Below are 6,553 nucleotides of genomic sequence, written 5' to 3'. Positions count from 1 at the left end.
GGCCTGGACCGCCCGGACGGCCTCGGCGCAGGACGGTTCGATGATGCCCGCCGCCAGCCAGACGTCGAGCCGCCGCTTGATCCCGTCGCCCCGTAGTCGCTCACCCCGGTAGGGCAGCGTCAGCTCCTTGTCGACCCGCCCTTGACCGCCGACGGTCGCGGTCGTCAGCGGCTCGACCGCGCCGGTGAACGCGGCCGTGAGCGGCTCGACGGCACCCTCGGGACTCCGGAACCGCATGCGCTCGCCGACCGAGGCCAGCCCGTCGGTCGCGATCCGCCGAGCCGCCTCGCCGGAGCCCAGGCCGGCCTCGACCAGCCGCCGGAAGTGCACGAGATAACCGCGCCGCCAGTCGGTCTCGCGCTGCGCCGCGGCCGCGCCGATCGGGTCGACCGCGCGCAGCGCGTCAGCCACCACCGCCCGGCCCAGCGACGACGTCACACCGGTGCCGCTCTCGGTAGGCGGGAAGATCACACCGCTCGGTTCAGTCACGGGCACATCATCGCGCGCCCCACCGACACTTGCATCGCCTGGCCGGCCAGCCGGATAACGACTCGATGTCGAGACCCACAGTTGCCCGGGAAAACGCGCACTGGCTTGAAAAACAGGGCTTCCTTCGGGGGTACGAGCGTCGGTACGTTCGGTCCCGGCGGCGCACCCGGCACCAGCGAGCGGCGGCGGCTCGCGAGCCATCACACCGATGGACGGCCCGTTCTGCAGACGGCCCCGTTCCAGTGCACGACCAGTTCCGACGTCCTCGCAATTGTGCGCAACCGACCATTCGGCGGCGCGTCACCACGCCTTGCCCGTCAAGGCGGGAGGCCGCTCGCCCGGGTACGTCCGACGACACACGCGACATGCCACCCGCGGGACAGCCGTGTCGAGTGGGTGATCGGCCACGAAGGGAGGTGCAAAGGCGCGGTGGGCGGTCGCCGCCAGCGAAGACCGCCCACCGCGTCAGGGATGGATCAGACCACGGTGCAGGACGAACCGCCCACCGTGAAGGTGGTCGGCTCGCCGGTCCCACCGGTGTGGGTGCCGTTGAACCCGATCGTCGTCGAGCCACCCGGCGCGAGCGACGAGTTCCACGACAGCGGGGTCGCCGTCACCGCCTGGCCGGACTGCGACCACGTCGCCGACCAGCCCGGTGGCGTGATCCGCTGGCCGGTCGGCAGCGAGAACGCCAGTGTCCAACCCGAGAGAGTGGAGGTGCCCGTGTTGGTGAGCGTCACGGCCGCCGTGAAGCCCGAGGACCCGCCCCAGGGGCTGATCGTGTACGCCACCCGGCACGACGACGACGGGCCGGGGCCGCCACCGCCCGCCGTCGTGGTGACCGACACGGCCGACGACACAGCCGAGACGTTGCCGGCGGCGTCACGGGCGCGCACCTGGTACCGGTACGTGGTCGACGCCGCCAGCCCACTGTCCACGAAGGACGCCGACGTCGGCGTGCCGACCACCGCGAACGTGCCGCCGCTCGCACCGGTCGCCCGCAGCACGTCGTAGCCCGTGACACCGACCGCATCCGAGGAGGCTGTCCATGACAACGAGACACCGGACGAGGTCACCCCCGAGGCGACGGGCGTGCCCGGCGTGGTCGGCGGGGTGGTGTCCGGGTCCGGACCCGGACCGGAGCCGTCGTCGAGCGCGTCGTGGATCGCGGTGTACGCCGGCTTGGCCGCGTAGTTCGCGTCCCATGGCAATGCCGCGCCCTCGCCGGAGAACACGTCCGGCACCCACGAGTACTTGTCAGTGAAGCCCCAGATCGTGATGCCGGCACACGCGGTCACGGCGAGGCAGGCCTGCACGACGTTGCGGTAGTACGTCGCCTGCGTGGTGTCCTTGCTGCTGTCGCGCGGCGTCTGCATCCGCACGTCGAGCTCGGTGACGCGCACCTGCACCCCGAGCGCGGCGAAGCGCTCCATGTTCTGTTGGACCTGCGACGGGAAGCCGTACTGGATTGCGAGGTGACCCTGGAACCCCACACAGTCAACCGGCACGCCGTCGGCCCGGAGCTGGCGCACCAGGTTGTACATCGCGGTGCTCTTGGCGTTGATGCCCTCGACGTTGTAGTCGTTGATGCACAGCCGCGCGTTGCTGTCGGCGGCGCGGGCGTAGCGGAACGCGTCGGCGATGTACGACGTGCCGAGGGTGTTGTACCAGAAGCTGGTGCGCATGTTGCCGTTGTCGTCGAACACCTCGTTGACGACGTCCCACGACACCACGGCGGCGTTGTCGGCGTAGCGGCCGACGACGGTGGCGATGTGGTCCTGCATCGCCGTCCGCATCGCGCTGGCTGACAGCCCCTGCACCCAGCCGGGCGTCTGGCTGTGCCACACCAGCGTGTGCCCGTGCACCTGCTGGTTGTTCGCCGTCGCGAACGCGACGACCTGGTCGGCGCCGGCGAAGGTGTAGTTGCCGTCCGACGGCTCGGTCGACTCCCACTTCATCGCGTTCTCGGCGGTGACCTGGTTGAACTCCGAGGCGGCGATGTTGCGGTACGCGGTCTCGTTGGCGAGCGGGCCGGTGTTGGCCGCGTAGCCGATGAACTTGCCGCGCGCGGCGGCGTGCACGCGCAACGGCGAATCGGCGGTGGCGGGTGGCGCCACGACCAGCGGGACCGCGAGCGCCGCGACAACGGCGATCACGGCCGTCCGCGCGGTCCGGGCGCCGCGGGCAGAGATGATCATGGGGGTGGTTCCTCCTCACGACGGGGGTGCGAGCTGCGGCGCTCCACGGACAGTCTTGGGCTCCCCTGCCCCGCGCCGACCCATCGGCGCGATGGTGAGGTTGCGCGCGGACATCAAGAGGCGGCGGGAACTGCGTCCGCCCGGAGGACGCGGGCCCGCCAGAAACGCCCATCCGTGAAGCTGCGTCAATGGAAGCGCTCCCATATTGGGCCCGGGACACATCGAGCGTCAACACTTTTCGATACCAGGCTGTGATCCGGATTAAGTCGTAAAAGTCCAATCTGATGGTGACTTATCCGAGAATCATTCGTTACGGTGAACGAGATGTTCAGGATGGGCGTGTCACCGCCCTGGGCCCCCCGGATCGGTGAACTTGAGCAGAACGGGCCGTCGTGTCGACACGAGCGGCCGATGCTCGCTGCCTACGGCGTCATCCTGAGTCTCATCGTCGCGGTCGGGCTCATCCTGACCATGGTCAGCGGCGAGTTCGCCGCCGGCATCGAGCGCCCCGGGTTCTGGCTGCTCGCCGGGCTGGCGGTGCTCGCCGACGCCCGGGCCTTCATCGCCACCGGCCGGCGCGGGCGACCGGTGATCATCTGTCCCTCGTTGTGCTTCTCCTTCGCGATCCTGCTCTGTTGGGGTCTCGGGCCGGCGATCGCGGTCCAACTGGTCGCGGCCGCCGTGGTCGCGTGGCGGATGCGCTACCCGCTCGACGGCGCCGTCCTGATGGCCGCCCAATTCGCGGTCGCGTCGACAGCCGCGTTCGGCGTGCTCGCCCTCGGCAGCGACGACCTGCTCAAGACGATCAACGCGACGGACGCGGCCCGCGACGCCGTCTCCGTGGTCGGCGCAGCGGCCGTCTGGCTGGTCACCTACCAGGTGCTCCGCGCCGCCGCCGGTTTCGTGTCCCGCGGGCGACCCAACGCGCAGGTGCTCCGCCCGGTGCCCAGCTACGAGCTGCTGTTCATCGCCGCCCTGCTGCTGCTCGCGCCGGTGCTCGCGGTCGCCGCGTACATCAGCATCGCGTTCGTGCCTCTGGTCTTCGTGCCGCTCTACGCGGTCGAACGGATGGCCCGCCTTGCCTCGGAGCGGGACCTGCTGGCCCGCCGCGACCCGCTCACCGACCTCGCCAACCGCAGCGGGCTGGCCGCGGCCTTCGCCCGGCTCCGCCCGAACGGGCACGACGCGGAACGTGCTCCCGGCCTCGCGATGCTGTTGCTTGACCTCAACCGCTTCAAGTACGTCAACGACGCGCTCGGCCACGAAGTCGGCGACCGTCTGCTCGTCGCGGTCGGCCAGCGGCTCCGGTCGGCCCTGCCCGCCGACGCCACCCCGGCCCGCCTCGGCGGCGACGAGTTCGCCGTGGTCGCGCCGACCACCACGGAGGCCGACGCCCGCCACCTCGCCGAGTCGATCACCGACGCGATGGCGACCCCGGTCGTGCTCGACGGCCTCCAGGTGGACATCACCGGCTCGATCGGCATCGCGCTCGCGCCGCAGGACGGCAGCGACTTCGCGACCGTCATGCGGCACGCCGACGTCGCCATGTACCTCGCGAAGCAGCGCGGCTGGCCCATCCAGGCCTACCGGGCGGTAGACGACCACAACTCCCCCGAGCGCCTCGCGCTGCTCACCGACTTCCGCCTCGCGCTCGAGAAGGACGACGGCACCGTCGCCCTGCACTACCAGCCGCAGGTCGACCTGGCCTCCGGCCGCGTCGTGGGCTTCGAGGCGCTGTTGCGCTGGGAGCATCCGACACAGGGACCGATCCCGCCGTACGACCTGCTCAGGATCGCCGAGCACACCCCCGTGATGCGCATGATCACGCAGCGGGTGATCGACGAGGTCGTCGCGCAGCAGGCCCGCTGGCTCGCGGCCGGCGTCTCGCTGCGGACGTCGCTCAACGTCAGCATCCGCGACCTGCACGGCGACGAGATCGTCGACCAGATCACGCGGCGGCTGGCCGAGTACCGGGTGCCGGCCGAGCTGATCCAGGTCGAGATCACCGAGAGCGCGCTGACGGCGGACCTGGCCCAGCTCCGCGCGACCATCGACCGCATCGCGGCCGCCGGCGTCGCGATTTCCCTTGATGACTTTGGCACGGGGTACTCGTCGCTGCAGCATCTCCGGCGGCTACCGCTGAGCGAAATCAAGATCGACCGGTCGTTCGTGGCCGGCATCGCCCACAACGCCGACGACGCGGTCATCGTGCGGTCCACGGTGGACCTGGCCCGGGCGTTGGGGTTGCGGGTGGTGGCTGAAGGGGTGGAGAACCGGTACACGGCACGGCTGCTCGGTGAGGCCGGTTGTGATGTGGCCCAGGGCTATCTCTACGCGCCGGCGATGCCCGGTGATGCCGTGATCGCGTGGCTGGGGCGCCACCCGACGCCCGCCTGACAACGCTGGCTATGACGCGCTGCGGCGGGGTGCCGTGGTGGCTTGGGGCCACGGCTCCGCACCGGCCGTGTCCGCGAGGCCGTCATCTGGCCGCACCCCAGGCGCGGCCGCAGCGCTGCGGTACCGCACCAGCTGCCGACCCGGCCGCGAAGCGGCGACCGATCCACTGGCCACGCCCGGCCGGGCCGTGATCACCCTTTCGGGCGCCCCACGCCAACCCGCACGTCGCCAACGCCGCGCCAACCCGCCGCCCACGCCAGCCGCGAAGCGGAAGCTCCGCACACCGCCAAAGCCCGAGCCGAGGGTCAAAAGGCAGACCGCCCGCTCCCGCGCCGAAGGCCCAGACGACGCCGCCAGCTCCACTCGCGACGACAGGTCGCCCGCGACGCGAACCGAAGCCGACTTACACGGCCGTAAGGCGCGATGACCTGCGGAAACACCCCGGCGTGGCGTAACAAGCGCGACCGAAGGGCCAGGAAAGCTGGTCATTGCGGTCACCGCGAAACAACGTACGCAGGCATTGATATCGATCTTACTAAGAGTTAACGTGCGTTCACTCGCCGTTACCCGGCGGTAACTCGTGCACCTTTGGGAGGTCGCGTGAGTCCTTCAAAATCCCCCCATCGCCGGCTGGTCGCAGTGATCGCCGCTGCGGCGTTGAGCGCAGGTGTTCTCGCGGTCGGCTCGCCCGCTCAGGCCGATCCTGGGCCGCCGCCCTCGTCGATGGCCAGTATGGGTGACTCGATCACCCGTGGCTTCAACGCCTGCGGCTTCTACTTCGACTGCACCTCGCGGTCGTTCAGCACCGGCTCCGACTCCGGGGTCAACAGCCACTACCTGCGGATCCGCGGGAAGAACAGCGCGATCAACGGGAAGAACTACAACCAGGCCGCGTCGGGCGCCAAGGCCGACGACATGCCCGGGCAGGCCACCGCCACCGTCGGGCGCAACCCCCAGTACGTCACGATCCTGATCGGTGCCAACGACGCCTGCACCAGCTCCGAGAGCGCGATGACCCCCGTCGCGACGTTCCGGGGCTACATCGACACCGCGCTCGCCACGCTCAAGAGTGGGCTGCCGAGTGCGAAGGTCGCCGTCATCAGCATCCCCGACATCAAGCGGCTCTGGGAGGTCGGCCGGACCAGCGGGACCGCGCGGACCGCCTGGTCGCTGTTCGGCATCTGCAAGTCGATGCTGGCCAACCCGACCTCCACCTCGGCCACCGACAGCGCCCGGCGGGACCGGGTGCGGCAGCGGGTCGCCGACTTCAACACCCAGCTCGCCCAGGCCTGCGCCGCCTACGGCCCCAACTGCGACTGGGACGACAACGCCGTCTTCAACTACCCGTTCAGTTTCAGCCAGGTGTCCGGCTGGGACTACTTCCACCCGAACGCCGCGGGGCAGAACGCCCTCGCCCAGGTGAGCTACGCCGCCGGCTTCAACTGGAAAACGAACAGGGGCCCCCGCGA

General features: G+C 70.3%; 3 protein-coding genes and 1 pseudogene. 2 read left to right on the top strand and 2 right to left on the bottom strand.

Annotated elements, in window-relative coordinates; translation table 11 throughout:
* A pseudogene (locus AB0H87_RS35695) lies at positions 1-489 on the bottom strand (hypothetical protein); the annotation flags it as partial.
* A gap of 476 nt (positions 490-965) precedes the next feature.
* Positions 966-2,687 carry an endo-1,4-beta-xylanase gene (locus tag AB0H87_RS35690; protein WP_360156142.1) on the bottom strand — a complete coding sequence of 574 codons (1,722 nt, stop codon included), beginning with the start codon at positions 2,685-2,687 and terminating at the stop codon, positions 966-968.
* A 411-nt stretch (positions 2,688-3,098) separates the two neighbouring features.
* On the opposite strand from AB0H87_RS35690, the gene AB0H87_RS35685 reads away from it, so the two are divergent.
* Both AB0H87_RS35685 and AB0H87_RS35680 read left to right on the top strand, forming a co-directional pair.
* Complete coding sequence (locus AB0H87_RS35685) at positions 3,099-5,084, top strand: EAL domain-containing protein (RefSeq protein ID WP_360156139.1); 1,986 nt, start codon at positions 3,099-3,101, stop codon at positions 5,082-5,084.
* A 732-nt stretch (positions 5,085-5,816) separates the two neighbouring features.
* A partial coding sequence (locus tag AB0H87_RS35680) for an SGNH/GDSL hydrolase family protein (protein WP_360156136.1) occupies positions 5,817-6,553 on the top strand: 737 nt, incomplete at its 3' end.

Source organism: Asanoa sp. NPDC050611, assembly GCF_040654855.1.
Taxonomy (GTDB): Bacteria; Actinomycetota; Actinomycetes; order Mycobacteriales; family Micromonosporaceae; genus Asanoa.
This window is presented reverse-complemented; position numbering and strand designations above follow the sequence as displayed.